The organism is Aliidiomarina taiwanensis (genome assembly GCF_003987015.1).
Taxonomy (GTDB): domain Bacteria; phylum Pseudomonadota; class Gammaproteobacteria; order Enterobacterales; family Alteromonadaceae; genus Aliidiomarina; species Aliidiomarina taiwanensis.
Map to the genome: position 1 here is coordinate 343,554 of NZ_PIPQ01000002.1, position 24,726 is coordinate 368,279.

The window sequence follows — 24,726 nt, forward strand, 5'->3', positions numbered from 1 at the left end:
ACTTAGGGTTTAAAACCGTTTGTAAGGCCTTTGGTGACAATGCTAACAGCGTCATGAGCGTGTAACGACTCATAATGGTTGACCCGTACGCGGAAGTCAGCAACGAAGTCCGTATTATTTAAACGGTGCTTCAATATGCGTGCTGCGTCTTCGCAGAACATATTGTTTTGGCCGTTTAAACGAGCAAACTCTTGTTCGTCCTCGCGTTTTACAGCCGCCTGTACCGGTGTTTTTAAGGCTTCCTCTGCACTGTCAATTAAGGTAACCAGAGGCAACTGCTGAGCGTCTTCTGTTAACCGAACCTTCATTTCAGCCACAGAGCGCTGACTGTGAGGGGTGGCGACTATCCCTTCGGTGGTGCCTAGCCACTCGGTCACATCTTCTTTGCTGAGCTGAGCTGTGTCGGCAAACTTTTGCTGAAAAGCGTCTTGAATAAGTTGCCGAGCTAAAGCTGCAGAGCAAGGGCAGGTCGACGAGTAAGTAACATCTAAGGACAGGTCACAATGAAATTGGCCTTCGATCATTTCAGCATTCAGCTCGACAGGATACGCTTTCCATCCCACATTGCCGCTTAATAAGGACGGCCGGCGTAAGTGGTAGTCGAAGCGCAACACAACACGGGCGGACTGGCTTAAACCTTGGTGGGTTGCCAGGAAGCTTTCTAATAAGGAACGTAAGCTGGATATGCTGACATGACCTTCTGCAGACAATTGCTCGAGCGCTAAATACAAACGCGACATATGAATGCCTTTTGCGTCTGCTACATCTAAGCTGACATAGGCGTCAATGCGAGCGCTAATGCGATGTTCGTTATTTTGCTCGTCAAGGAGCATCAAGGGCATGTCAATTTCACTCATTCCAACCCAATCAAGCGTACCTAAGTGTTGGGTACTAAGCTCGGCGGCTATATCGGGCATAGTGGTTGACATGGTATTTATAACTCCATCGGATGGGGTAGGGACTTTATACATAAATAGACTTTATTCCTTACGTGGATTGAGAGCAGATGGGCTCGCCGCATCCTGCAACCGCTGTTATTCTATATTGAACAGGTTATCATAATTTACCCCTTAACGAGTAGTCGTGGGGGCGAACAAAAAGCAACCAAACCAAAAGGGCATATATGAGCGCACTCGATACCAATTTATTAGAACAATACACGGATATGTTAGGTATAAAAGGACTGCGCGACAGTCTGAACATGTTTATAGAGTTAATGCCGGAATATATGCAGGAGTTGGATAGCGTAGTGCATGCACGGGACGAGCAAGCAACTCGCAGCCAGGCCCATAAAATGAAGGGCGCTTGTCGTTCATTAGGTTTTAGTGGTTTAGCTCAGCCAATGGAGCATATTGAAAAGAACCGCTGGACATGGGAAGAGGTGGAACAGTTGCTTGAATCCTGGCCCAATCAATTGAGCCAGGATATTGCACAAGCCACTGCCTGGTTAGACGCTAGGTAGCAACTTTTACTTCGACGTCGCCTACAAAGCGGTAGCCTTCACCATGAATGGTGGTAATTAAGTTCGGTGTTTCTGGGTGAGCTTCAAAGTGGCGACGAATGCGACGAATGGCTACGTCTACGGTACGATCATTCGGGCGTAGTTCACGGTCGAGCATTTTTCTGACCAAGGTTTCACGGTCATGTATTTTGCCAGGTTGCGTTAAGAATAGCTCAAGTGCACGGAACTCACTTTTCGGCAAACGAAACACCTTGTTTTCAGGTGAGTACAGGCAACGACTGTCGCAGTCAAGTATCCAGTTACTGAAGTGGTATTGGCGACTACCTTCAACGGCAAACTCTTTCGGAGAATTAATTTGCTCAATTCGGCGTGAAAGGTTGCGTGCACGTATGGTGAGTTCGCGCGGGTTGTATGGCTTAATTAAATAGTCGTCAGCGCCTAGTTCAAGGGCGAGCAGACGGTCTTCACTGCTGTCACGGCCGGTTAAGAAAATAAGCCCAATGTTTTTATGCTCACGCAAAGACTCAGCAAGTTCTAACCCGCTCTTACCGGGCAAGTTAACATCCATAATAATAATGTCGATGTCTTGTTGAGCCATGATATGTTCCATTTGGCGCCCATCTGCAGCGTCAAATACCTCATAGCCTTCTTCTTGAAAAAGGCGAGAAAGAGTTTGCCGAGTAATAACCTCGTCTTCAACAATTAGCAGTTTTACAGTCATATTTGCATCCATGTGGCCGCTCGTAAGCATACAAAGTGATGGTATGCTTAAAATAAAAGTCGTTATTAAATAAGGATATGATTGAAAGCTACAGGAAACAAGCTGAAAATCATATTAATCGCTTAGTGGGATCTCAATCGAAATGGTTGTCCCTTTATCTAGCTGGCTTTCGTAGTGAATTGTGCCTTTCAAAATGTAACGTACTAAATTATAGACTAAATGCATGCCTAAGCCAGGATGGCCGTCTATTCGCTTAGACGTGGTGAAAGGTTCAAAAACACGGCGCTGCATTGCTTCTGTCATACCTACGCCGTTGTCACTACATGAAATATGTAGTGTTTCACTGTTACAGCTTACGTTGAGCTTTATTATACCTTTCTTTTGCCCCTTAAATCCATGTAATGCGGCGTTCTCCAATAATTCTTTTAGAATCGTCTCCAGCGGACGCCTGCGCATACTAATATATTGGTCCGGAGCATCCACGACTATACCTTGTGTTTGCCGGTGTTGAATGAGTGGGCGTACTTGCTCGCCGGCGGCGAGTGCCAATTTCTTTAAATTAAGGGTTTCGCTAGGCTCTTTAGCGTGCTCAAAGGCTAGGCTACGGAACCGGGCAATAAGCTCGTCTGCACGGGCTAAGTTCCGCAGGACAATATCCAGGTGTTCGCGCATATCGTTCAGCTGTGAATCCACCTCGGGAGACAGAGACTCTTGATAGTGTGAAGCAAAGTGAACAAACGAGTCTTCCAACATGCTCGCTGCTGTCACAGACAGCCCCAGGGGCGTGTTCACTTCATGGGCGATACCGCTGACGATATCCGTCATGGAAGCTAACCGTTCAGTTTCAATTCGGCGTTGTTGACTGGCATGGAGCTGCTCTAAGGTGTCAATGAGCTGTGTGTTGGCCTTACGCAAAGCCGTGGTCCGCTGTTGTATATCCTGCTCTAGCTCTTGGGTGAGCTTTTTATGCTGCTGTTCACATTCCTCATTGTACTGCATAACCCGCTGTAGCTTATCGAGAATTCCATTGACGCTAATGCTCACTTGGTTGAGCTCTGTGTAGCCGGAGGGTACTAAGCGCAAGGAGTAGTTTTGTTGCTGGTTAATATTACGCAAGCGTTGGCTCATGCGGTAAATATGGTGTGTGGCCCTGTGGTACATCAATTTAAGAAGAAGTGTGACCAACACCATGGCAGCAAGAAGGCTGGCGATGGCAATCGCAATGGCCCGCCACATCTCTTGGTAAATATTGGTGGCCGAGGTGCGTATATAGACATGACCCACTAGGTGACGGTCGTCATTATATATAGGCTTGGCCAATTCTACATAGTCGGCCGTAGCGCGTGGGCTAATGAGTTCCTCGAGCTGCGTAGTGCGCATGGGGAGCGGTGCAGTATTCGGCCGATTATAGCTAGCGAAGTACAACGGTTGCTGCTCATAGAGCGCAGCACGGTAAACATGCACATGCCGAATGAATTGGGCTTCACGCAAACCACTAAGAACAGCGTTCACCTGCTCCGTTTGCCCTTTTTCGAGCGGGGCTTTCAAGCTGGTAGCTAGCACGTGTAAAATGGCTTCAGTCCGGCTGACTAAGTCTTTTTTCTGAACCTGAAGCTGGGTTGAAATGGTGACAAAAAAGGCAGCACAAAGGGTGACAGTAACTGCGAGTACGGCAATTAAAAGCAACCTTTGCTGTAAGGAGTTAACAAAAACCCGCGCCATGTACCAAGCCAAATGTAGTTAAATTGTTATAGCCCTATACTGCCTTTGTCTTACGCTAAACACAAGCAAAAGCTAACGAGCTAAAGTTATGGTAAAGCGATTGTTTTTTGCCAAGGTTTGAACATGCTGAAAGGACGCTTGCAGCAAGTTAGGCCAAGGTAAAAAGCTATTGGCCACCATAACAACCTGCCCACCTGGGTTTAAATGTTGTTTCAGCTCGGCAATAAAACGAGATGTAATTTCGTAGTCTGTTGCTTTGCCTTGGTGGAAAGGAGGGTTAGTCACTATCCAGTCAAAGGTTTCAGAAATAGCGTAAAAACCGTCAGACAACCTTACTTCGTATGGGGTTTGACAAGCTGCAAGGGTGTGGGCCGCTGCGCTTGTTGCAAGCGTGCTTAGGTCCGCAGCCATCATATGTTCTAAGTTTCTGTGTTGTTGTAACCAGTAAGAAATAACGCCGCTGCCACAGCCAAAGTCGAGCACCCGGCCCGACACACTTGCAGGCATGTGCTCTAGAAAGAACGCAGTGCCTGCGTCGAGCCTTCCTTCACCAAACACACCGGGTAAAAAAGCCAAGGGGTACTGACGCTCTTGAAAAACAATGTTCTGCTTCTTCAAGTGCTGCTCTGCAACAAAGTCTTGCTGGTGAACTAGTTCTGTGGTCAACAGTTGGCAATGGTTCCCGCTGCCAACCTTTTGTAAGGGGGCAAAACCAGGAATAGCTTTCTTGGCGAAAGAGCGGATGCCGCCGTCATTCGGCCCAACTATATAAACCTGAGTATGTAGCGGAAGCTGGTGAGCTAACTGAGCCAAAATAAAGTCGGACAGTTTTTTTTCTTTCGGTAAAAAGACAACAGCAGCGTCACACTGGGTTGTATACTCGAAGTGGGCACTCACTTGTTCGGATGGTAAAAGGGTTCCAGGCGCCTGATAAGCTCGTTCATGTGCATACAAGCGCCAGCTGGAATGAGGCGATTGCACAAGGGCGTCGGCGGGTGGGTTCACAAAAAGGAATGCCGGGTGATGTTCAAAAATACCCTGACGTTGCAGCAGCCGCCAGGTGGAATCAAGACTCAAGTTTAATTTGTCCTTCTTTTAATACTACGGTGCAGGGACCTCGGGTTTGCTCGATTCTGAATATTTTATCATGAAACATAAACTCTGCACCTGAATGGGCCACTTTATTAATTTTAATCCGCACTGGTGGCAGGAGATGCAGCTCGTTTTCATGAAGCTCATTAAGTTTGGCTTGTGCCTCTTTGACAGCCACTTGCGTTTTTGCGAGCAACGTGTCGAGGTTGTCTACCAGATGAGGAGCAGGCTCTTGCTTCGATTCCCGTAGTTGTTTTTTCGCATTCAGAAGCTTTTGCTGTTGCTGCAGGTGCTCACGTAACACGGCGGCTAATGTTTCTTCAGCGCGTAGTTGCTCTTCGCTTTTCGCTGGCTGGGAAAAGTAAATGCGGGTTCGGGTGCCGGCAGGTGCCCCCATTTGCCCGACATATAAATTGTCGGCAATTTCCGTATGCCCTCCAATAATTTTGCCCATGGCCGCTTCGCCTTCCCCCCCTATATGGGTTTCTCCAGGGGTAATTAAAGTGCAATGGGTTAATTGGCGCTCCACATGCACGCCAAGCTTGGCCTTTAAAGCGGCGTACTGACTATAGGCAACCCAAATGGTAGCGTCTGAAGTCAGACGCGCTGAAAGCTCAGTGGGAACCAGATGGTCTACTTCATGCGATTCTAGTTGGCGACCAATGACCCCTTTGGCAACAGTGATGTTTCCTTGAGCGTGCAACGTAGCCGAGTCGACATAGCCACTTATAGTAATGTCACCCGTTGCCTGTACGTGCATGCCAGGGGCAACATTGCCGTCAATAATAACGGAGCCATCGTAATCAATGTGCCCCGTATTGACGGTGACGTCACCTAAACTTAATACGTCGTCTACATAAGCTGAGTTGTCGATGAAAATGGGTAAGCCGCTTACATTGGCTATCAGCGTATTGGGGTCGTCGGGTGAAATTTCAGTGCCTTTCCCCGGTTTGATTGCTTTATCTTTACCGTCTTTTGCAGCGATGGGCTCGCCGGTAACCGTGTAACCAGGAACCCCTTCGGTGAATGGAATGCGCTGAAGCATAGGTGTGCCAGCTTTCACGGTAATCAGAGAGCCAAGATCACGCATGTCTACTCGGTGTTTGTCTTTCATTTGGGGCTTTAGCATGCGAGAGCGAGCATCTTCCACTAAGGGTTGAAACCAAGTGTCTGTACCATTTTGTGGTTTCTTACCTTTGGCGATAAGTATTTTAAATCTTGCTCCCGGGGCGGCCTGTTTACTATGGGTGACAATCGCCTTCACAGCTTGTTTGCGAATACCGTTGGTGACATTGGCGTTGCGCAGGTGGTTTAGCACTTGCTCAGTGGCAAGGGGACTACCACCATAAGGCGCTTCAACTAAAGCTTCGGCTTCCATTTTGTCGTTTGAAACGGTGAGGGTTAGCTGAGCTGGGCGCACTTCGCCGACTTGCAGCGTGATCGTTGGGTTGTCGTCTTTGGCTTGTTCTATTGTGTAACGGTGAAAAACATAGGCCCAAACATCAGGCTCTACAAAGCAGTTTTTAAAGTCCGACTGGAGAAAGAGCGCTTCAAGAACGGAGGCCTCTAGCGCGTCTCCCGCCGTATTACGCGGAATTTCAAGTATTAGTGTTCGACGCTCAAGCTTGAGCTTTATATTTTTCATTATAGAACAAGGCCATATTGCATACTCAATTTATTAACGACATGTTATGACACGAATAGCGCAAAAAGGGTAGTTTCCTTTCTTATCTTTCGGCGCAAACTCGTGAAACTTGAGTGTTACAAAGGGCTTGCGGGGTAAGCTTCAACAAAGGTGTCCACCATTTCGGTGGCAAGCGGAATTTCCTCGCGCTCAAAAGAAACAATATGAAACAAGGCTTCTCCCTCATTTGTAACGGGTATGTTGCTCTTGCCAATGATAATGCCATGAATAGGTGAAGTGATATTGGCTGTGCTTTGATCGTGGGGCGAAGCGACTTCGGCTAATATATGTCCTTTGGTGACTGTTTGGCCAAGTTCAACTTTCACTAAAACAATGCCATCACGACTACTGCGAACCCATAGAGAACGTTGAGATATAACGGGTTTAACCCGCTTTCTGGTACGCCGCCCTTTTAGCATTTTTAGCATCTTCATGACGTTCAAAACACCATTTAAGCCGGCTTGAATGGCAGCATGATCAAAGCGTAAAGCTTCGCCTGCTTCATACAGAATAAGTGGAATGCCTAATTCTGTAGCTTGCGCCCGTAAAGAGCCGTCGCGATCTTTTGCGTTCATAATAACAGGGCAGTTAAAGGCTTCTGCCATTGCAGTGGCTTTTTCGTTGTCTAAGTTAACGCGTATTTGGGGGAGGTTACTGCGGTGAATCGCCCCTGTGTGTAAGTCAATAATATGGGTTGCTCGCTCCACCAGTTGTGTGCGAAACAAGTGAGCGAGCCGGCTGCCGAGCGCGCCTCGTTCCGACCCAGGGAAGCATCGGTTTAAGTCGCGCCGGTCAGGCAAATAACGAGACTGCTGAATAAAACCAAACATGTTTACAACCGGAACCACCAACAAAGTGCCCGCTAATTCGGTGGCGTCTACCTTTTGAATCAGTCGGCGACATATTTCAATCCCATTTAATTCGTCGCCGTGAATGGCAGCACACACGAGCAGCACTGGGCCAGGCTTGGCCCCGTGCATAACTTCTACCTGTAAATCTAACGGGGTGTCGTTGTATAAACGAGCGGCAGGTATGCGCACTGTTTGCTGCGTTCCTGCTTCAATGTTGCTGGTGTTTAGGCGAAAAGGTGTCGGTTGTGAACGTGCCATATTAGCCCTTCCCTTTAGTGCGCGTTTTATGAGGCTTGGCATTTTTCTCTATAAAAGCAATGATTTCTGAGGCAATATCTTTGCCAGTAGCCTGCTCAATACCCTCAAGGCCCGGAGATGAATTGACTTCCATGACTAATGGGCCGTTGTCAGAGCGTAATAAGTCGACACCCGCAACATTTAAGCCCATTGTTTTGGCAGCTTTCACCGCTGTAGCGCGCTCAGCAGGGCTAAGCTTCACAAGTGTGGCACTGCCACCGCGGTGCAAGTTCGAACGAAACTCCCCCGGTTGTGCTTGGCGCTTCATGGCTGCAATAACCCGGTCGCCTAATACAAAACAGCGAATGTCGGCACCGCCGGCTTCCTTGATATATTCTTGAACCATAATGTTGGCGTTTAAACCCATAAAGGCTTCAATGACACTTTCTGCAGCTTTACGCGTTTCTGCTAACACCACGCCAATGCCTTGGGTCCCTTCCAGTAGTTTAATGACTAAAGGCGCACCGCCTACCATTTCAATCAGGTCGGGTATGTCACTTGGTTTGCTGGCAAAGCCAGTAATAGGAAGGCCAATACCTTTACGTGACAGCAATTGCAGTGAACGCAGTTTGTCGCGGCTACGACTAATGGCCACAGACTCATTGAGGGGGTAGGTGCCCATCATTTCAAACTGCCGTAGCACGGCGGTGCCGTAAAAAGTAATAGAAGCACCTATGCGCGGTATTATAGCGTCAAAGGGCTCGAGCCTTTTGCCGCGAATGTGAATTTCAGGCTCTTTGGCGTTTATATTCATATAGCAGCGAAGAGGGTCTAACACAGAAATCTGATGCCCGCGTTGCTCTGCAGCCTCGACGATGCGGCGAGTGGAATACAGGTTCTGATTCCGTGAAAGAAGCGCAATTTTCATTGAGGTACTCCAAGTAAGAATGAAGCGCTAGGGTTTACTAAAAATCGGCCATTTAATGCTTCTCGGCCTAGTAGCATGCGAAATTTCATGGTGTCTCGATTGGTTAAAGTCAGCTCAATAGGGGCCCGTAGACCTGCGGCATCCATGGAAGTTTGTATCACGTACCGCTGTTCCCTGTGCCCGCCCGAGTCGGTGACTTCCCGTTGGTCATAAATAGGGGCTTCGCAAACATGCTCGGTCCAGTCGTTTTGGTGAGGGTGCAACCAAATTCTCAGCCACTCTTCCCCATTTTTTGTAAAGGGCTCAAGTTTAAAAGCATGCAGGCAGGATGTTCTCGCACCTGTGTCTACTTTTGCTTTAATGGCAGGTATGCCTAAGTCGGGTAAGGCAAGCCATTCGCGCCAACCAAGTGTTCTTAGTGTGTCTGTCAATGTATGATTCCTTGCAAACCAACAACATATACAAGAACAAGGTTATACTCTGATTACGACCAGAAGCCAAAATAAAAAAGCGCCATAAGCAGCATCCAAATAACCATAAAGCGCAACCGGCGGCAGTAGGGACATGGGGGTTTGTTGGCCATTTAGATACCTAGTGCCTCGGTTAATAGTTGATGGGTAAAAGGTTTCTTCAAGTAGTAACCGCGTGGTCGGGTTTGAATGGTTCGGCCTTCCGGGCCGATAGCGTCGGTCAACACGCTGCCGTCTGCCGCTTTTGGACGTAACTGCAACACAGTACCTGTACGGGCCGTTATTTGCTCAATTTGACCTAGTACAATGAGCTCGGTAATTTCTTCCCAGTCTTGCTGTAGCTGCCTATTCTGTTCGGCGGTTGGGCTCCACAGAACACTAGGCCCTATCAGCCGGTCGCCTGGCGGGATGTGGCGGCGCCCATCTAAAGGCACCCATAACACCCGTTGCAATTTGTTATGCACATTGCTTTGCTGCCACTGCACGCCACTTAAATGCAGTAGCGGGGCAATGCACACATAGGTGGTTTCAAGGGGCATGCCCTGTTCGTTAATAGGAATGGTTTTAAGCTCGACCCCGAGTTCAGGAAAGTCTTGTTCTTGGCGTGAGCCTGCCGTAGCGCCAAGGTATAGCTCAATAAGTTGCCCCGCCCAACCTTTTGCTGCCCGCAAGTGAGTGGGCGTAATCCAGCCGGCTTGTTCGGCTAGTTGCCCCAACGAATACCCAGCAAGTGCTTGCGCACGGACAAGAAGCTCTGCTTCAGTTGCTGGCGGTGTGCTTGCGGGTTGAGGAAAATGACTGCTTGGCATACTTTGCTCACAGGTTACAGATGGCTCCTCATGTTAACTGGGGTTGAAATAGGGTTCAACAACGATATCTGATTGCCCGTAGGCCTTGTTTGTGGTTGAATTGATTCATTAAGAAATGAATTGAGGATGCTCACGTGATAGATGCCGAAGGCTATCGTTCAAATGTCGGCATAGTGATTTGCAATGAGCATGGTCAGGTATTCTGGGCCCGACGCTTCGGGCAGCAAAGTTGGCAATTCCCACAAGGGGGAGTAGACGCAGGAGAAACGCCAGAGCAGGCGATGTATCGCGAGCTCTACGAGGAAGTTGGACTGCGCAAAGATCAAGTTGAGCTTGTCTACACGAGCCGTCATTGGCTTCGTTACCGGCTACCAAAGCGCATGGTGCGTAAAGGGCAGCAGCCATTATGCATAGGTCAAAAGCAAAAGTGGTTTTTACTCAAGCTTACCTGCCCAGAGTCTGATGTTGATGTATTGCAATCGAGCCACCCGGAATTTGACGGTTGGCGCTGGGTTTCTTACTGGTACCCAGTGCGACAAGTTGTTTCCTTTAAACGCGACGTATACCGTCGAGCAATGAAAGAGTTTGCGCCCTTAGTGATGCCGTTTAAACATAAAAAAGCGAAACGCAGACGTAGGCGGTAAGTATGATGTTAGGTACGCTCCAACGAATAGTCGAGTCGGTTCATCAAGCGCCTGAGTTTGATGCGGCCCTCGACACTATGGTGCGTAAAGTGAAGTCGGCCCTTGAAACCGACGTGTGTTCAATTTATTTAACCGACCATGAAGTACGTCAGTTTGTACTGATGGCCACCGATGGCTTAGATGTCGAGCCAAACCGGCGTGTCGCACTGAACTTTGGTGAAGGCCTTATCAGCTTAGCGGCCGAGCGAGAAGAGCCCCTCAATATCGCCGATGTGCGTAAAAGCCCCCATTTCAAACCTGTGGACGGCATTGGCGAAGAGCCCTTCTTGTCCATGCTCGTGGCCCCCATAATTTACCAGCGGCAAGTGCTGGGTGTGTTGGCCGTGCAGCAAGTGTCTGCTCGCCAGTTTACCAGCGACGAAGAGTCCTTTGTTGTTACCTTGGCAACGAAATTAGCCGCTGTTATTTCCCATGCAGAAGTCAAAGACCTTGTGTCGGACCAGCGGTCGCCTTGGTTACGCAGCTTAAAGGCTATTGCTGGCGCTCCAGGTATTGCCTTAGGGCCTGTGTATATTGGCAAGCCTGTTGCACAGCTTAGTGCCGTTGTACCAAGGCGAACAGAGCAGCCCTGGTACGAAATACACAAGTTCCGCAAAGCGGTGGCAAAAACCCGACAAGACTTGCGAGCCTTGGCTGATCAAGTGGCGGAGTATGTGGCCGCCGACACCCTGGCTATTTTCGATGTGTACCAAGGCATGTTAGATGCAGCCAGCCTGGGCAATGCCGTTGAAGAAAAAATTAAAGAAGGCTGGCAGGCAAAAACCGCCGTAAAACTGGTGGTGGAAGACTTTGTTAGTCAGTTTGAAGACATAGAAGACTCATACCTACGCGAGCGAGCTGTGGATGTGCGCGACCTCGGACAGCGAGTGCTGGCCAACTTGCTAGACAAAAGCAGTCAACACGAGGCCATTCCTGACCAGGCTATCTTGGTAGCAGAGGAAGTGACAGCCAGTATGCTTGCTTCCATACCACGAGAGCATTTAGCGGGGTTAGTGTCGTTGCGGGGGTCGCCAAACAGTCATGCGGCAATCATGGCTCGCAGTATGGGTGTGCCTGCGGTCTTTTCCCTAGACGATGTTTCACTGAGCTACTTTGAAGAACAATACCTTGTAGTGGACGGTTATAGTGGCGATGTCTATATAAACCCGCCGATTCAAGTGGTGAATGAATACAAAGCCCTTTACCAAGAAGAGCTTGAGCTGGACCAAGTGGTGCAAAGCAAAAACCACTTGCCCGCTGAAACCAAAGACGGCCAAGTAGTCGAGCTGCAACTGAACGCGGGGTTGGTGATAGACCACACGGAAGACAGAGGCGCTCACCATGGTATTGGTTTATACCGCACTGAAATTCCTTTTATGTTGCGCGACCGTTTTCCTACAGAAACGGAACAGGTCAAGTTATACAGTGATATCTTTGCGCGTTACGCAGGCCAGCCCGTGGTGATGCGGACCTTGGATGTGGGCGGCGACAAACCGTTACCGTATTTTCCTATACAAGAGGAAAACCCTTTTTTGGGCTGGCGCGGCATTCGGATTACCCTAGACCACCCCGATATATTCCTGGTGCAAGTGCGGGCCATGTTGCGGGCCAATGTAGGGCTGAATACCTTGCGTATTTTACTGCCTATGGTGACTTCCATTGACGAAGTGGACGATGCCATTCGTCTGATGAACCAAGCTTATTTTGAAGTGCGCAATGAACTGCAAGAAGAAGGGGAGCGGTTTGAATTAAAGCGTCCTCAGATTGGCATTATGATAGAAGTGCCGGCGGTGCTATACCAGCTTGAACAAATAGCGCAGCGTGTTGATTTTTTCTCTGTTGGTACCAACGACTTAACTCAGTATTTGCTGGCGGTGGACCGCAACAACCCGCGCGTCACACGTTTATATGAAGCCTATCACCCATCCCTATTACTGGCCTTAGACTCTATTATCCAGGTGTGCCAACGCTTAGAGAAACCTGTGGGTGTGTGTGGGGAACTGGCCGGAGACCCAGGCGGGGCTATGTTGTTAGTGGCTTTAGGCTACCGCAGCTTAAGTGTTGGGGGGCATAACCTCGACAGAATTCGCTGGGCTGTGCGACAAATGGATAGCCAGCGTTTGGGCCAGCTTCGAGCAGACGTGCTGCAAGCGAGCCGGGCCGACGATGTGCGCAGGCATGTACGCATGGAACTAGAGCGCCTAGGCTTAGGTGGCTTTATTCGAGCAGGGAAATAACCATGTCGCTTCTTGCTATTTTACTTCTAGGTGGTGTTTCAGCCGGTTTGTTGTCGGGTATGCTCGGTATTGGTGGCGGCGTGCTCGTGGTGCCTTTACTCATTTATTTGCTGCCTATCATGGGGTTGCCCGCAGACATTGTTGTGCCAACAGCGATAGGAACAAGCTTAGCCACGATAGCCGTAACAACTTTTTCCAGTGCCTATGCTCACTACCGCCATGGGAATATCGAATGGGGCTGGGTGCGCTGGCTGGTGCCGGTCATTGTGCTAGGTGCCTTTTTAGGCTCTTGGCTTGGCGTGTCGTTAAACCCCGCTATTTTGCAGCGCGTGTTTGCTGTGATGTTGTTGCTATTGGCATTGCGTATGATTTGGAAACGGCAGCCGCGCAATAAAGACAAAGCCATTAAAAAATGGAAAATTTATAGCATGGGCACGGGCATAGGGCTCATTGCTTCGCTGATAGGGATTGGTGGCGGTGCTTTAGTGGTGCCTTTACTGCATTACTATCAATTACGAATGGCCAGTGCTGTGGCCGTTGCTTCCGTGTGCAGTGTTACGTTGGCAAGTTTAAGTACCTTGCTTTATGCCAGTTTGGCCAGCCACGGGGTACATGAAGAGGTCAAAGGCTTGATTGGCTTTTTATATATCCCTGCTTGGCTTGGTATTGCAGCGACTTCGGTTTTGTTTGCGCCAGTGGGCGCTAAACTTGCCACGAAATTACCCGTACGTTATTTGCAGCGTGCATTTGCAGGGCTGCTGATTGTTGTTTCCATCCACTTACTCGTTTCAGGATAAAAAATGAACTCGGAACCTTTACAGTATCCGCACATCGATCCCGTATTTATTAGCTTAGGCCCGTTAGACCTGCATTGGTATGGTGTTATGTACTTGCTGGGCGCTGTGTTTGCTTACTGGTGGGGTAGCAAGCGTGCCGCAGCCGATGCCAACTGGAAAAAAGAGCAATGGCAAGACCTCCTGTTTTGGTCCTTCCTCGCGCTTATTATTGGTGGCCGGGTGGGCTATGTGCTGTTTTATCAGTTTGGTAGCTTCCTACAAAACCCGCTGTACCTGTTTAACATTATGTCCGGCGGCATGTCGTTCCACGGCGGGTTATTGGGTGTCATCCTGGCCTTTGTGGTGTATGCCCGCAAACAAAAGGTGAGCCTGTGGCAAGTAGGTGACTTTGCCGCGCCTATGGTACCTGTCGGGTTAGGTTTAGGTCGTATTGGTAACTTCATTAATGGTGAGCTTTGGGGCCGAGCTAGTGACGTGCCTTGGGCCATGGTATTTCCGCACGCCGGGCCGATAGCGCGCCACCCTTCACAGCTATACCAAGCCCTGGGTGAAGGGCTGTTGCTGTTTCTGGTGCTTTGGTGGTTCAGCCGCTCGCCGCGTCCTGTCGGGGCCGTGAGTGGGTTGTTTTTACTCGGCTATGGCGTGGCACGTTTTGCCGTGGAGTACTTCCGCGAGCCAGACGCTCACCTAGGCTTACTTGGCTTCTTTAGTATGGGCCAATGGCTTTCTTTACCTATGGTATTATTGGGCGCAGGTATTTTGTATCTGGCATATAAGAAGAAAGGCTTAGCAACAGCAAAACCTCTAGGAGCAAACGTATGAAGCAGTACTTGGAACTGATGGCCCATGTGCTTGAGAACGGCACCGTAAAAGAAGACAGAACCGGTACAGGAACACGCAGCGTATTCGGCTATCAAATGCGCTTTGACTTAGCCGACGGTTTTCCACTGGTCACCACAAAAAAATGCCATTTACGCTCCATCATTCATGAGCTTCTGTGGTTCTTAAAAGGCGACACCAATATTGGTTACCTAAAAGAAAACGGTGTGTCTATTTGGGACGGCTGGGCAACTGAAACCGGGGACTTAGGGCCTGTGTATGGAGCTCAATGGCGCAGTTGGCAAACTCCGACAGGGGGAAGTGTCGACCAAATTGCGGAGCTGATTGAGCAAATCAAGCAAAACCCAGACTCCCGCCGCTTACTGGTCAGTGCGTGGAACCCTGCCGTGCTCCCTAAAGCAGGTTTGTCGCCACAAGAAAATGCAGAGCAAGGCTTACAGGCGTTACCGCCATGCCATACCATGTTCCAGTTCTATGTGGCGGACGGAAAGCTTTCCTGTCAGCTGTACCAGCGTAGCGCCGACATATTCCTTGGGGTGCCCTTCAACATTGCTAGCTACGCTTTGTTTACTTTAATGGTGGCGCAAGTGTGTGGTCTCGAGCCGGGTGAGTTTATTCATACCTTCGGCGATGCGCACTTGTATTCAAACCATTTAGAACAAGCGCAGCTGCAACTCAGTCGCGAACCGCTGCCCTTGCCCCAGATGAAAATAAACCCAGAGGTCAAAGACATCTTTAGCTTTCAATTTGAAGACTTCGAGTTGGTGAACTACCAAGCCCACCCACATATTAAAGCACCGGTGGCGATTTAGCTATGCCATTGCCTGTGCTGATTTGTGACGACTCCGCATTAGCGCGTAAGCAGCTGGCGCGGATTCTTCCCGCTGCATGGGATGTAGACGTTAGTTTTGCTGAACATGGTGAAGAAGCCCTGGAGCTGATTGCGGAAGGCAAAGGTGCGCTTACCTTTTTAGACTTGAACATGCCGGTCATGGACGGCTACCAAACACTGGAAGAAATTCGCAGGCGAGACTTGCCGGCCATGGTGTTGGTGGTGTCGGGAGACGTTCAACCCGAAGCGAAAGCACGGGTGCTGGCATTGGGTGCCTTTGAATTTATTAAAAAGCCAACCGAAGTGGCAGTCCTAGAACGGGTTTTACAAGAATATGGCTTCTTTTCCGCAACCGCAGAGCCGCCCGCTGCAGCAGCGCAACAAGCCGCTGACCGTGGCGCAGAACTGCAGGTTAGCCACAGGGACATGTACCAAGAAGTGGCGAATGTGGCCATGGGCCGAGCGGGTGAATTGCTGGCGCGAGCACTGGATGTCTTTGTGCAGCTGCCAGTGCCCACAGTGAACCAGATAGCGCCTTCGGAACTGCACATGGTGTTAACCTCGGTGGACCAATCTGCTGCGGTTTCTGCTGTCACTCAAGGCTTTACCGGTGACGGTATTACAGGCGAAGCCATGGTGATTTTTAATGACACCAACATGAAAGACGTGAGCCGCTTACTTGGTAACGACACGCACGACAAAGACTATGACATTGAAGCGTTATTAGACATTAGTAACTTGCTGATAGGCGCTTGTTTGCAAGGAATTGGTGAACAATTGTATGTGCGCATGAACCAAGCGCACCCCGTTATTCTTGGGCGCAATGTGTCTGTGCCTGAGTTACTCAAAGGTGCAGCGAAGCGTTGGCAAGAAATTTTGGCAATCGAAATTGGCTACAAGTTAGAAGGTTTTGATATTGAATTCGACTTGTTGCTGTTATTTCCAAGCACGGCGTTGCCGGCCATGAATCGTCAGTTGGCCTATTTATTAGATGGTGACTCAGTATGTTGAATACAGAGGAAATGGACGACTTACACACCAAAATGAGCCTATTAGCCGCTATTGATGTGGGCATTGTGGTGATCGACCGCAACTTTACAGTGTCGCTGTGGAACGAGTTTATGGCAAATCACAGTGGGAAGCGCGCCAGTGAAGTGCAGCAGCAAAGTTTATTTCAGGTTGCCCCAGAAATAGACCAAGACTGGTTTCTCCGGAAAGCCGAGCGTACCTTTCAATTAGGTAGTCGAGCCTTTATTATTTGGGAGCAGCGGCCTTATTTGTTTCAATTCTCTTCGTACCGCCCCGTTACGGGCGCATCAACCTATATGTACCAAAACGTGACCTTGTTGCCCCTGACCAATGCACGGGGCCAGGTGGAACATTTAGGCATTATTGTGTACGACGTGACAGATATGGCGGAGTCAGCATTGGCTGAAGCGAAGCTGCGCGAACGCATGAACAAACAAACCAATTGGAATACCTTTTAATGACAGAGTACGCACGTCGCTTCGGTGGTATCGAGCGCCTGTATGGCCACGATGAAGCGAAAAAAATACAACAGCTGCACTTAGCCGTAGCGGGCTTAGGTGGGGTTGGCTCCTGGGCCGCTGAAGCCTTAGCGCGAAGCGGGGTAGGCGCACTGACCTTAATAGACATGGACGATATTTGCTTAAGTAATGTGAACCGTCAGTCCCATGCTCTTACCGGCACTGTGGGTCGCTTAAAAACAGAAGTGCTGGCTGAGCGACTACAAGACATTAACCCAGACATAAAACTCACCATAGTGGACGACTTCATTCGGGCTGAAGAGCCAGCCGCCGACTTGCCTGAAGATCTGGACGGCATGTTGGATGCGATTGACAGTGTCCGGGCGAAGGTTGCTTTGCTTGCTTGGTGCGTGCGCAACAAGCTGCCTGTGGTCACCACTGGCGGGGCAGGGGGGCAAATTGACCCAACGGAAATTCGGGTGGCCGATGTAGCCCGCGTACAACAAGACCCACTGATGGCGAAAGTGCGCTACGACTTACGCCGACACCATGGCTTTAGTAAAAACCCAAAGCGCAAATTTGGTATCGAGTGTGTGTATTCGGAAGAACAGCTACGTTACCCACAAAGTGACGGTACGGTCTCCTACGAAAAACCAGGCAAACAGCAAGGTCGCTTAGACTGCTCGTCAGGGTTTGGTGCCTCTTTAATGGTCACCGGCAGCTTCGGGTTTTTTGCTGCGGCTCGGCTATTAAAAAAGATGCTAGGCTAAAGGCGCATGGGCTTTTAAGGCCAAGGCCATTTGGTGCAAGCCATTCACCCGCGACGCACTGAGATGGTCTGCCAGTTGGCACTGTGCTAACCAAGCCGAAAAATCAAACTGGGCTAAATATTCCAAGGGTTGGCCTTGTAGCGGCGTTATCATGACCTGCAGTAAGGCTTTCACTAAGCGGGCGTCGCTGTCAGCCAGCACCTGCATGCCACCTTCCTGCACATTTACCTGTAACCACACCTTTGCTTGGCAGCCTTGCACCTGAAACTCAGAGGTGCGTATATGCTCATTGTTGGGGGCTTGTTTGCCTATTTGTAATAATTCACGGTAACGCTGCTCCCAGCCTCGGGCCGCACAGAGCGTCTGTTGTAAGGCGTAGGCAGCTGAATTGAGAGAAGTTTGCATAACGAAATAGGCCTTTGAAACTGTAACGCATGGGGTACAAATTACCCCAATAGAATACGCGAATGGTCGTGATTGATAGCAAAATTTCGTCTATTATAGCGTTTTCCCTTGTAGGATGCAGGCTGCTTTTACATAATGGCAGGCGAATTTATACCGTCCAAGACCTAATAGGATAAGGAAAGTAGTTATGAAAATTTTGGTCGCGGTTAAACGAGTGATTGATTACAACGTGAAAGTACGCGTAAAAGCAGATCAGTCCAACGTTGACCTAAGTAACGTAAAAATGGCTCTCAACCCGTTTTGTGAAATTGCTGTTGAGGAAGCTGTGCGCCTAAAAGAAAAAGGCGTCGCTGAAGAAGTGGTGGTAGTCTCTATCGGGCCAAAAGCCTGCCAAGAGCAAATCCGAACCGCACTGGCCCTTGGAGCCGACCGGGGTGTGCATATTGAATGCGACGAAATGCCAGACTCTTTGGTTGCTGCGAAACTACTCAAGGAAGTGGTTGCAGAAGAAGCACCACAACTGGTTATTCTTGGTAAGCAAGCCATTGACTCAGACAACAACCAAACGGGTCAAATGTTGGGCGCCCTAACCGATATGCCACAAGGTACCTTTGCCTCAGAGGTCGTGGTAGAAGGCGACAGCGTACAGGTAACTCGTGAAGTAGACGGCGGCTTGCAAACGGTGAAGTTGACACTTCCAGCCATTGTCACCACAGACCTGCGCTTAAATGAACCCCGTTATGCTTCACTGCCAAACATTATGAAGGCGAAGCGTAAACCTCTGGATGTGAAAGCGGCCAGTGACATGGGTGTAGAACTAACCAATAACATCGAATTGCTAAGCGTTGAACCACCAGCCGAGCGCAGTGCAGGTGTCAAGGTTGCCGATGTGGCAGAGTTAGTTGAAAAGTTAAAAAATGAGGCGAAAGTTTTATGAGTATTTTAGTAATTGCCGAACATGACAACCAAAGCTTAAATCCAGCGATGCTAAAAACCATGGCTGCGGCGCAGGCGATGGGTGATGACATTCATATGCTAGTGGCTGGTGAAGGTTGCCAAGCGGTGGCAGCAGAAGCAGCACAGGTTGCAGGTGTTAGTAAAGTGCTTTGTGCCGATAACGCAGCCTACGGCCACTTCTTAGCTGAAAATATTTCTGCCCTTGTTGCGGACTTAGGCAAAGACTATAGCCACATAGTGACAGCAGCAACCACAACAGGTAAGAACTTTATGCCACGGGTTGCGGCGTTGCTTGATGTTGCGCAAGTGTCTGACGTCATTGCCGTGGAAAGTGCCGACACTTTCCGCCGTCCAATTTACGCAGGTAATGCCATTGCCACAGTGCGCTGCAATGAAGCCATTAAGGTTGTGACAGTGCGTGCTACCGCCTTTGATAGTGTAGAAGCGACAGGTGGTTCGGCGGCCATTGAAGCCGTTGATCAAGTCTTTAGCTCTGACAAAGTCAGCTTTGTGGGCGAAGAGCTTGCTGAAAGTGAACGTCCAGACCTAACTTCGGCTCGTGTGGTTATCTCGGGTGGCCGTGGTATGCAAAATGGCGAAAACTTTGCCTTGCTTGAAGGTATTGCTGACAAGCTAGGTGCAGCCATTGGTGCCTCGCGTGCTGCTGTAGACGCGGGCTTTGTACCGAACGACATGCAAGTGGGTCAAACGGGTAAAATTGTTGCACCTGAATTATATATTGCAGTCGGTATTAGCGGCGCAATTCAGCACTTGGCGGGTATGAAAGACTCTAAAGTTATTGTTGCTATTAACAAAGACGAAGAGGCGCCTATATTCCAAGTTGCTGATTATGGGTTAGTTGCCGACTTATTTGATGTTTTACCCGCGTTAGAAAACGCACTATAGTGATAAGAAAGCCTAATAAGGTGACAAGCAGGTTAGTGGTCTGCTAACCTGCTTTATTAACGGGTTAATAAAAACAACAAGATTATATAAAAACTCAAATATTTATGTTTGAATTGTTATTAGTGCTTGCGCTTGAGCAGCGAATCAGACATGATTTTTGATAATTAATAGCCTAGGACTCTAGTTCTCGGTAACGCAGGATAGGTGGCAACAACAATGAAAAAAATGACATCTGTATTCAGAAAACTTCCTCTCGCTTCGGCCGTAGCGCTTGCTGTTGCTATGCCTGCAGCGAACGCTGCTAATTTCGATCTCGGCCCAGTGAATATTGATTTCGACTCAACATTCTCCCTTGGTGCACAGTGGCGTGTACAAGACAGAGACTTAAGAATTATTCACCCAGGGAATATGGAAGGTGGCGGTGGCCACTCGTCCGTAGCAGACGACGGTAACCTGAACTTCGACAAAGGCGACATGACCTCGTTTGTTTTCCGTGGTGTGCACGACATCAGCATTACGGGCAGTGGTAATACAGGTGCATTTGTTCGTTTTAATTATTGGTACGACGACGTACTACAAAACGAAGGCTTCCCGCATGGACATACAGCAAATAACTATGCATCGGACGCGCGCTTAAATAACGACGCCTTTGACAAATATTCAAAAGGCAAAGGCATTAACTTGCTTGACGCCTTTGTATACACCAGCTTTGACATTGGCAATATGCCTGCCGACTTACGGGTGGGTCGCCAAGTACTTAGCTGGGGTGAAAGCACCTTTATTCAAAACGGTGTAAACGCGATTAACCCAGCTGACGTAAACGCCCTACGTCGCCCAGGTGCAGAACTTCGGGAAGCACTTTTACCAGTGGGTATGGTGACCTTTTCCCTTGGCCTAACCGAAAGCTTAAGCCTGGACACCTTCTACATGTATGAGTGGGACAACACCAAGCTTGACGGCTGTGGTACCTACTTCTCGTCCGTTGACATTCTCGGCGGGCCTGGTTGTAACAAGGTAACCTTAAACCCACAAGTAGGGCCAAATACAATATTTGGTGACAAAGAGTCTGTTGAAGCCGGCTTATATGTAGCCCGTGCAGACGACTTAAAAGCCAGTGACAGCGGTCAGTTTGGTGTGTCTATGCGTTACTACTCGATGGCGCTTGACACAGAGTTCGGCTTTTACTTCTTAAACGTCCATAACACGGCCCCTATTATCTCTGCTTACGACTGGCGTACGCCTGCTCCAAGCAATAACGTGGTGTCAACGTTAGGTCCTCAGTACTTTGTAGAGTGGCCAGAAGACAACAAAATTTACGGTACTAGCTTTAGTACCACGCTAGGTACTTGGTCGTGGAGTGGTGAAGTAAGCTATCGTCCGGCTCAAGCCGTACAAATTAACACCACAGAAATTTTAAGTGCGGGTTTGCAGCCGAACATTCCAAGCACCTTCTTAGATCGTCTCGACAAAGTACGTCCAGACGGTATTCCTGTGGGCGGACACGCAGCAGGTTACGAAGAGCTGGAAGTATGGCAAGCACAAACCACTTTCTTGCAGTTCTTTGACCAAGTACTTGGAGCTCAGCGCGTAACCTTTATTGCCGAATTGGCCTTAAGCCATGTGGCGGACTTACCAGGCTTAAACGAGCAACGCTTTGGTCGTAACCCTGTATACGGTAAATGCTTCACCCAAGCAGATGCAGAGTCAGCTCTTGGTGTTGCTGCAGGTATTAGCGCAGGCAACTGTGAAGGCTTTGTCACCAGTACGTCCTATGGTTACCGTACCCGTGTACAGTTTGAGTACTCAAACGCCTTCATGGGGTGGAACTTAACGCCAGCGATTGCTTTCGGTCATGACATTAGCGGTTACTCGCCGAATACCAACTTTATTGAAGGTCGCCGTAACTTGTCCTTAATCATGGGTGGTAACTACATGAGCAAGTACAACTTTAATGTGTCGTACAGCCGCTTTGACGGTGCTGACTACGACCCAACTCACGACCGTGACTTTGTTTCAGCGAGCTTTGCAGTTTCGTTTTAAACAAAGGGTTACAAATAATGAAAGGCCAGCCATTGCTGGCCTTTTTTCTTGGTAACAAATAATTTAGCAAGACATACACAATGTACAAACTATTCGATTACTTTCCTCGTTCGTGGCGTGCCGCAATAACACAGCCGGACATAACAGCAGAGCTTGAGGCTTGCTGGCAGGCCGTGCAAAAAGAGCGTGCGCAAGGAATACGCATTTACCCTGATAACGACCACATATTTGCTGCCTTAGCAGCGGTAGCACCTGAACACGTGCGTGTGGTGATTTTAGGTCAAGACCCATACCACCAAGCAGGGCAAGCCCATGGCTTTGCTTTTTCAGTACCGAAAGGTATAAAAGTGCCGCCTTCGCTTCGGAATATGTATAAAGCCCTCGCTGTGGATTACCCAGGGTTTAAAACGCCAGAGCATGGTTGTTTAACAGGTTGGGCTGAGCAAGGGGTATTGTTGCTCAATACAGTCTTCACTGTCAGGGACAGCGCTGCAGGCTCCCACCAGCAATTAGGTTGGCAAACCCTAACCCAAGCAATATTAAAACATATAGCGGCGGGTCCACCGGTGGTATTTATGCTGTGGGGGAAGCACGCACAGAATGCCTTGAAGGGGATAGACACCAGCAAACACTGTGTATTAACGGGCGTGCACCCCTCGCCTTTATCCGCTTACCGAGGTTTCTTTGAACAGGAGCACTTTAGAAAAGCCAACGACTTTTTAACGGCGCAAGGGAAGGGGGTGATAAACTGGTCACTTGCGTGATGCTTTTTGTTCGAATGTTAATTAATTGTGTGCTCTTTTGTGTTTTTGTGGTATAAAGAGGGTATGCAAGCAGGCAAGGAAGCCAAGTTCGCATGATATAGATAACACTCTTATAAAAATAAAATAGTAAGGAGCTTTCTATGGATCATTCAGAAGAGCTAAAAAACACGGAAGCACGGCCAGCCAAACGACGTCGCGCTAAGCGTAAGTGGCGAGAAATAGAAATGCTAAAAGAGCGCCATAACTTGCTAAAAGAACTTGAAAGTATTGACTACACGTCAAGTTATGACATTGAAGACTTAGAGATTTAATAAAGAAAAACGCCGACATATTTGATGCCGGCGTTTTTGTTTTTTAGTCGAGAAGTGACTGGGGTAACTCGTTGCGCATTTTGACGAGCATAGGTTGAATAACCTTTTGGCTAGCAGCAACAATGTTGCCCGATGTGCGATAATTCATGCCACCGGCAAAGTCTGTCACCATACCTCCGGACTCACGTACAAGCAGTTCGCCTGCGGCTGTGTCCCATGGTTTTAAACCCGCTTCCCAGTATCCGTCCATACGTCCACAGGCCACATAAGCCAAGTCGAGAGCAGCAGAACCAGCGCGACGAATGTCGGCAGCGTCTTCAAATAAGGCGCCAAAAAGTTTTTGGTACTCAGGAAGAATATGCTTCATACGGAATGGAAAACCTGTAGCAAGCAAAGTACCTTCAAGGTTTTTAGGGCTTGTTACACGTGTACGGAAACCGTTTAATTGAGCGCCCGCACCGCGGCTGGCTGTGAACAGCTCGTCACGTAGTGGGTCGTAAATAGCGGCGTGGTGTGGGACCCCTTTAACGGTAAGAGCAACCGACACACAAAAGTGTGGAATGCCGCGCATAAAGTTTGTGGTGCCATCGAGTGGATCAATCACCCACTGGTAATCAGCATCTACGCCGACCATAACACCTGACTCTTCCGCCATAATGCTATGTTTTGGGTAAGACTTTTTAATAGTCGCAATGATAGCCTCTTCAGCGGCTCTGTCCACATTGGTGACAAAGTCGTTGTGTGCTTTCGACTCGATTTCTAAGTGTTGTGGGTTACCATACGATTTAGTGATCACCCGGCCGGCCGCGCGCGCTGCGCGAACGGCAATGTTTAACATTGCGTGCATGCTGATTTCCTGTACTGGCAAAGAACGTATTATTCAGGCGCAGTATAAACAAACAATGGCTATTGCGCAATGAATCTACATATAGGCACACAAAGCAATGTTGTGCTAGCATTGCGCACCTATAAAAAAGGTGCGTATATTATGCTCAACAACGTTCGAATTGTGCTGGTGAACACGTCAGATCAACGCAATATAGGCTCGGCCGCACGAGCCATGAAAACGATGGGAATCACCGACTTAGTGCTGGTGGACCCACAAGAGAAGCCCGAGGGTAAAGCCGCTGCTTTAGCTGCAGGAGCTACCGATATTTTAGCCAATGCGCGTATTGTCGACACCTTGGTGGAAGCCATTGACGATTGTCAACTTACGTTTGCCGCCAGTGCGCGAAGCCGCACGCTGGACTGGCCCATGACCACACCACGTGAAGCGAGTGCTAAAATCATGGCAGAAGGCCAAAGTGGTAAAGTGGCTTTGGTTTTTGGACGGGAGGCTTCGGGCCTAACCAATGAAGAATTACAGCAGTGCCATATGCACACGCATATACCTGCCAACCCGGAGTACAGTTCCCTCAACTTAGCTATGGCGGTGCAAACCTTATGCTATGAAGTGCGGGTTGCTTACTTAGCCGCAGAAGAGCAAGGTTACCCAGAGGCCGAAGGTGACTACCCTACAGCGGGTGAAATGGAGGGCTTTTTTACCCATTTACAACGTGCTATTACCGACTCCGGCTTTATTGTAAAGAATCACCCGGGCAAGGTAATGAGTAAATTGCGGCGACTCTATACAAGAACACGACCAGATAAGAATGAATTAAATATTTTACGTGGCATACTGACTTCATTCGAACGTCATGTTAAGAAATAATCTTACCGAA

The 24,726-nt window shown here is 48.9% G+C and carries 26 protein-coding genes; 15 read left to right on the top strand and 11 right to left on the bottom strand.

The window, feature by feature from the left end; all coding sequences use genetic code 11:
• Positions 1 to 2: 2 nt before the first annotated feature.
• Positions 3 to 929, bottom strand: a complete 927-nt coding sequence (gene folE2, locus CWE15_RS05950; protein WP_126757161.1) for a GTP cyclohydrolase FolE2 — start codon at positions 927 to 929, stop codon at positions 3 to 5.
• A gap of 194 nt (positions 930 to 1,123) precedes the next feature.
• Here folE2 and CWE15_RS05955 point away from each other — a divergent pair, with 194 nt between their 5' ends.
• On the top strand, positions 1,124 to 1,462 hold the full coding sequence (locus CWE15_RS05955; protein ID WP_126757162.1) for an Hpt domain-containing protein: 339 nt from the start codon (positions 1,124 to 1,126) through the stop codon (positions 1,460 to 1,462).
• Here the strand turns inward: CWE15_RS05955 and arcA are convergent.
• The 8 genes from arcA to mutH form a co-directional block, all read right to left on the bottom strand.
• Positions 1,455 to 2,183: a two-component system response regulator ArcA gene (gene arcA / locus CWE15_RS05960; protein WP_126757163.1), complete on the bottom strand. Its 729-nt coding sequence runs from the start codon at positions 2,181 to 2,183 to the stop codon at positions 1,455 to 1,457. The genes CWE15_RS05955 and arcA overlap by 8 nt on opposite strands.
• 114 nt (positions 2,184 to 2,297) lie before the next feature.
• Entirely contained in the window at positions 2,298 to 3,905 is a 1,608-nt protein-coding gene (locus tag CWE15_RS05965) for a sensor histidine kinase (RefSeq protein WP_126757164.1), read from the bottom strand.
• A 72-nt stretch (positions 3,906 to 3,977) separates the two neighbouring features.
• The gene (locus CWE15_RS05970) at positions 3,978 to 4,982 is read right to left on the bottom strand and encodes a class I SAM-dependent methyltransferase (protein ID WP_126757165.1); all 1,005 of its coding nucleotides are present in this window, start codon (positions 4,980 to 4,982) and stop codon (positions 3,978 to 3,980) included.
• Entirely contained in the window at positions 4,972 to 6,642 is a 1,671-nt protein-coding gene (locus tag CWE15_RS05975; protein WP_126757166.1) for a DUF342 domain-containing protein, read from the bottom strand. Before CWE15_RS05975 ends, CWE15_RS05970 begins: the two co-directional genes overlap by 11 nt.
• Before the next feature lie 116 nt (positions 6,643 to 6,758).
• Positions 6,759 to 7,790: a succinylglutamate desuccinylase/aspartoacylase family protein gene (locus CWE15_RS05980; RefSeq protein WP_126757167.1), complete on the bottom strand. Its 1,032-nt coding sequence runs from the start codon at positions 7,788 to 7,790 to the stop codon at positions 6,759 to 6,761.
• 1 nt (position 7,791) lies between these two features.
• On the bottom strand, positions 7,792 to 8,697 hold the full coding sequence (rimK, locus tag CWE15_RS05985; RefSeq protein ID WP_126757168.1) for a 30S ribosomal protein S6--L-glutamate ligase: 906 nt from the start codon (positions 8,695 to 8,697) through the stop codon (positions 7,792 to 7,794).
• Positions 8,694 to 9,128 (bottom strand): ATP-dependent zinc protease family protein, encoded by a 435-nt coding sequence (locus tag CWE15_RS05990; RefSeq protein ID WP_126757169.1) that lies wholly within the window; start codon positions 9,126 to 9,128, stop codon positions 8,694 to 8,696. Before CWE15_RS05990 ends, rimK begins: the two co-directional genes overlap by 4 nt.
• 152 nt (positions 9,129 to 9,280) lie before the next feature.
• On the bottom strand, positions 9,281 to 9,976 hold the full coding sequence (gene mutH / locus CWE15_RS05995) for a DNA mismatch repair endonuclease MutH (RefSeq protein ID WP_126757170.1): 696 nt from the start codon (positions 9,974 to 9,976) through the stop codon (positions 9,281 to 9,283).
• 134 nt (positions 9,977 to 10,110) lie between these two features.
• Between mutH and rppH the strand changes: the two genes are divergently transcribed.
• Genes rppH through tcdA form a run of 8 tightly spaced genes read left to right on the top strand, consistent with a single transcriptional unit; the run spans position 10,111 to position 17,622 of the window.
• On the top strand, positions 10,111 to 10,620 hold the full coding sequence (gene rppH / locus CWE15_RS06000) for an RNA pyrophosphohydrolase (RefSeq protein ID WP_126757171.1): 510 nt from the start codon (positions 10,111 to 10,113) through the stop codon (positions 10,618 to 10,620).
• A 2-nt stretch (positions 10,621 to 10,622) separates the two neighbouring features.
• A complete protein-coding gene (ptsP, locus tag CWE15_RS06005) occupies positions 10,623 to 12,896 on the top strand; it encodes a phosphoenolpyruvate--protein phosphotransferase (protein ID WP_126757172.1) in 2,274 nt (757 codons plus the stop codon).
• 2 nt (positions 12,897 to 12,898) lie between these two features.
• The gene (locus CWE15_RS06010; RefSeq protein ID WP_126757173.1) at positions 12,899 to 13,693 is read left to right on the top strand and encodes a sulfite exporter TauE/SafE family protein; all 795 of its coding nucleotides are present in this window, start codon (positions 12,899 to 12,901) and stop codon (positions 13,691 to 13,693) included.
• Between the two features lie 3 nt (positions 13,694 to 13,696).
• The gene (lgt, locus tag CWE15_RS06015; protein WP_126757174.1) at positions 13,697 to 14,515 is read left to right on the top strand and encodes a prolipoprotein diacylglyceryl transferase; all 819 of its coding nucleotides are present in this window, start codon (positions 13,697 to 13,699) and stop codon (positions 14,513 to 14,515) included.
• A complete protein-coding gene (locus tag CWE15_RS06020; protein ID WP_126757175.1) occupies positions 14,512 to 15,345 on the top strand; it encodes a thymidylate synthase in 834 nt (277 codons plus the stop codon). The genes lgt and CWE15_RS06020 overlap by 4 nt, the downstream gene beginning before the upstream one ends.
• Positions 15,346 to 15,347: 2 nt before the next feature.
• Entirely contained in the window at positions 15,348 to 16,376 is a 1,029-nt protein-coding gene (locus CWE15_RS06025; protein WP_126757176.1) for a response regulator, read from the top strand.
• Positions 16,370 to 16,852, top strand: a complete 483-nt coding sequence (locus CWE15_RS06030) for a PAS domain-containing protein (RefSeq protein ID WP_126757177.1) — start codon at positions 16,370 to 16,372, stop codon at positions 16,850 to 16,852. Before CWE15_RS06025 ends, CWE15_RS06030 begins: the two co-directional genes overlap by 7 nt.
• On the top strand, positions 16,852 to 17,622 hold the full coding sequence (gene tcdA, locus CWE15_RS06035) for a tRNA cyclic N6-threonylcarbamoyladenosine(37) synthase TcdA (protein ID WP_126757178.1): 771 nt from the start codon (positions 16,852 to 16,854) through the stop codon (positions 17,620 to 17,622). The genes CWE15_RS06030 and tcdA overlap by 1 nt, the downstream gene beginning before the upstream one ends.
• Here tcdA and CWE15_RS06040 read toward each other — a convergent pair.
• Positions 17,614 to 18,027 carry a SufE family protein gene (locus tag CWE15_RS06040; protein WP_126757179.1) on the bottom strand — a complete coding sequence of 138 codons (414 nt, stop codon included), beginning with the start codon at positions 18,025 to 18,027 and terminating at the stop codon, positions 17,614 to 17,616. The two genes, tcdA and CWE15_RS06040, sit on opposite strands and share 9 nt — an antisense overlap.
• A gap of 187 nt (positions 18,028 to 18,214) precedes the next feature.
• Between CWE15_RS06040 and CWE15_RS06045 the strand changes: the two genes are divergently transcribed.
• The 5 genes from CWE15_RS06045 (at position 18,215) to CWE15_RS06065 (ending at position 23,005) form a co-directional block, all read left to right on the top strand.
• Positions 18,215 to 18,964 (top strand): electron transfer flavoprotein subunit beta/FixA family protein, encoded by a 750-nt coding sequence (locus CWE15_RS06045; RefSeq protein ID WP_126757180.1) that lies wholly within the window; start codon positions 18,215 to 18,217, stop codon positions 18,962 to 18,964.
• Positions 18,961 to 19,890 carry an electron transfer flavoprotein subunit alpha/FixB family protein gene (locus tag CWE15_RS06050; protein ID WP_126757181.1) on the top strand — a complete coding sequence of 310 codons (930 nt, stop codon included), beginning with the start codon at positions 18,961 to 18,963 and terminating at the stop codon, positions 19,888 to 19,890. Before CWE15_RS06045 ends, CWE15_RS06050 begins: the two co-directional genes overlap by 4 nt.
• Positions 19,891 to 20,106: 216 nt before the next feature.
• The gene (locus tag CWE15_RS06055; protein ID WP_126757182.1) at positions 20,107 to 21,930 is read left to right on the top strand and encodes a DUF1302 domain-containing protein; all 1,824 of its coding nucleotides are present in this window, start codon (positions 20,107 to 20,109) and stop codon (positions 21,928 to 21,930) included.
• 80 nt (positions 21,931 to 22,010) lie between these two features.
• Complete coding sequence (ung, locus tag CWE15_RS06060) at positions 22,011 to 22,694, top strand: uracil-DNA glycosylase (RefSeq protein WP_126757183.1); 684 nt, start codon at positions 22,011 to 22,013, stop codon at positions 22,692 to 22,694.
• Positions 22,695 to 22,834: 140 nt separating this feature from the next.
• The gene (locus tag CWE15_RS06065; RefSeq protein WP_126757184.1) at positions 22,835 to 23,005 is read left to right on the top strand and encodes a DUF3545 family protein; all 171 of its coding nucleotides are present in this window, start codon (positions 22,835 to 22,837) and stop codon (positions 23,003 to 23,005) included.
• A 43-nt stretch (positions 23,006 to 23,048) separates the two neighbouring features.
• Here the strand turns inward: CWE15_RS06065 and suhB are convergent, their stop codons facing one another.
• Positions 23,049 to 23,852, bottom strand: coding sequence for an inositol-1-monophosphatase (gene suhB, locus CWE15_RS06070; protein ID WP_126757185.1), 804 nt, complete (start codon positions 23,850 to 23,852; stop codon positions 23,049 to 23,051).
• Positions 23,853 to 23,993: 141 nt separating this feature from the next.
• On the opposite strand from suhB, the gene trmJ reads away from it, so the two are divergent.
• A complete protein-coding gene (trmJ, locus tag CWE15_RS06075; RefSeq protein ID WP_126757186.1) occupies positions 23,994 to 24,716 on the top strand; it encodes a tRNA (cytosine(32)/uridine(32)-2'-O)-methyltransferase TrmJ in 723 nt (240 codons plus the stop codon).
• Positions 24,717 to 24,726: the final 10 nt, after the last annotated feature.

Excerpts from the sequence above, each read along its gene's own strand:
- rimK (WP_126757168.1), bottom strand. The coding sequence starts at position 8,697 with ATGAAAATTGCGCTTCTTTCACGGAATCAGAACCTGTATTCCACTCGC.
- ptsP (WP_126757172.1), top strand. The coding sequence starts at position 10,623 with ATGATGTTAGGTACGCTCCAACGAATAGTCGAGTCGGTTCATCAAGCG.
- CWE15_RS05955 (WP_126757162.1), top strand. The coding sequence starts at position 1,124 with ATGAGCGCACTCGATACCAATTTATTAGAACAATACACGGATATGTTA.
- CWE15_RS06055 (WP_126757182.1), top strand. The coding sequence starts at position 20,107 with ATGAAAAAAATGACATCTGTATTCAGAAAACTTCCTCTCGCTTCGGCC.
- CWE15_RS06045 (WP_126757180.1), top strand. The coding sequence starts at position 18,215 with ATGAAAATTTTGGTCGCGGTTAAACGAGTGATTGATTACAACGTGAAA.
- trmJ (WP_126757186.1), top strand. The coding sequence starts at position 23,994 with ATGCTCAACAACGTTCGAATTGTGCTGGTGAACACGTCAGATCAACGC.
- CWE15_RS06010 (WP_126757173.1), top strand. The coding sequence starts at position 12,899 with ATGTCGCTTCTTGCTATTTTACTTCTAGGTGGTGTTTCAGCCGGTTTG.
- CWE15_RS06020 (WP_126757175.1), top strand. The coding sequence starts at position 14,512 with ATGAAGCAGTACTTGGAACTGATGGCCCATGTGCTTGAGAACGGCACC.
- CWE15_RS06030 (WP_126757177.1), top strand. The coding sequence starts at position 16,370 with ATGTTGAATACAGAGGAAATGGACGACTTACACACCAAAATGAGCCTA.
- CWE15_RS06040 (WP_126757179.1), bottom strand. The coding sequence starts at position 18,027 with ATGCAAACTTCTCTCAATTCAGCTGCCTACGCCTTACAACAGACGCTC.
- mutH (WP_126757170.1), bottom strand. The coding sequence starts at position 9,976 with ATGCCAAGCAGTCATTTTCCTCAACCCGCAAGCACACCGCCAGCAACT.
- ung (WP_126757183.1), top strand. The coding sequence starts at position 22,011 with ATGTACAAACTATTCGATTACTTTCCTCGTTCGTGGCGTGCCGCAATA.
- suhB (WP_126757185.1), bottom strand. The coding sequence starts at position 23,852 with ATGCACGCAATGTTAAACATTGCCGTTCGCGCAGCGCGCGCGGCCGGC.
- CWE15_RS05975 (WP_126757166.1), bottom strand. The coding sequence starts at position 6,642 with ATGAAAAATATAAAGCTCAAGCTTGAGCGTCGAACACTAATACTTGAA.
- arcA (WP_126757163.1), bottom strand. The coding sequence starts at position 2,183 with ATGACTGTAAAACTGCTAATTGTTGAAGACGAGGTTATTACTCGGCAA.
- CWE15_RS06065 (WP_126757184.1), top strand. The coding sequence starts at position 22,835 with ATGGATCATTCAGAAGAGCTAAAAAACACGGAAGCACGGCCAGCCAAA.
- folE2 (WP_126757161.1), bottom strand. The coding sequence starts at position 929 with ATGTCAACCACTATGCCCGATATAGCCGCCGAGCTTAGTACCCAACAC.
- CWE15_RS06025 (WP_126757176.1), top strand. The coding sequence starts at position 15,348 with ATGCCATTGCCTGTGCTGATTTGTGACGACTCCGCATTAGCGCGTAAG.
- CWE15_RS05965 (WP_126757164.1), bottom strand. The coding sequence starts at position 3,905 with ATGGCGCGGGTTTTTGTTAACTCCTTACAGCAAAGGTTGCTTTTAATT.
- CWE15_RS05980 (WP_126757167.1), bottom strand. The coding sequence starts at position 7,790 with ATGGCACGTTCACAACCGACACCTTTTCGCCTAAACACCAGCAACATT.
- lgt (WP_126757174.1), top strand. The coding sequence starts at position 13,697 with ATGAACTCGGAACCTTTACAGTATCCGCACATCGATCCCGTATTTATT.
- CWE15_RS06050 (WP_126757181.1), top strand. The coding sequence starts at position 18,961 with ATGAGTATTTTAGTAATTGCCGAACATGACAACCAAAGCTTAAATCCA.
- tcdA (WP_126757178.1), top strand. The coding sequence starts at position 16,852 with ATGACAGAGTACGCACGTCGCTTCGGTGGTATCGAGCGCCTGTATGGC.